The organism is Bacillus sp. JJ1127 (genome assembly GCF_036965845.1).
Lineage (GTDB): Bacteria > Bacillota > Bacilli > Bacillales > Bacillaceae_G > Bacillus_A.
Genome location: NZ_JBALQK010000132.1, coordinates 1 through 644 on the forward strand (window position 1 = coordinate 1; position 644 = coordinate 644).

Here is a 644-nt window from a genome sequence, read left to right on the forward strand (position 1 = left end):
AATCCTACTAATATATATTGTTCATACGATGCAAATTCGGCTCAAATTTATTTTACTAGTAAACGATCAATATGATATTGAGCTTCTAATTTACACAAGTCATCTATCTGTTTAACTTTGTTCTTCTTTAATATTTCTAGTTGTTCTTCTGTCGGCTCTTCATTAATGATTTCGTTAATTTTCTCATTTACTTTCGTTGCTAACGCTTGATGGAAATCTGGATGTTCTTTTAGTTCACCATCTACTTTATTAATCCAAGTCGATTTTGTGTATAAGTATTGTTTCCACTGTTCAACAAATTGTTGCATATCAAATTTTTCTTCGTTCCACTCAATCTCTTTCATATACTTTTCAAAAGAAGCAACAATTGAGCGCGTAATCCCAATTTTCACACCATGTGGTAACTGTTTGTACATCAAATATTCCCTCCAGCTTAAAGCTCTTCCTTCCGAATAGAAAAGGAATCGTAAATTCGTATACTCTTTTATGATAGCACATTGCTAATCTAAGATGTTACTATACTGCTTACAAAATCAATTGTCAACTTACATAAGCAATCATAATATAGTAATATCTCTATTCCATTAAACGCCATACTAAGGGCTACACTTCTTGCTTTATTTAGATAAATCTATTTTAATTTT

At 30.6% G+C, this 644-nt stretch carries 1 protein-coding gene; it reads right to left on the reverse strand.

The genetic code is table 11. The features are described 5' to 3' along the window. Positions 1-47: 47 nt before the first annotated feature. Positions 48-416, reverse strand: a complete 369-nt coding sequence (locus V7183_RS13615) for a hypothetical protein (protein ID WP_335359856.1) — start codon at positions 414-416, stop codon at positions 48-50. Positions 417-644 lie beyond the last annotated feature (228 nt).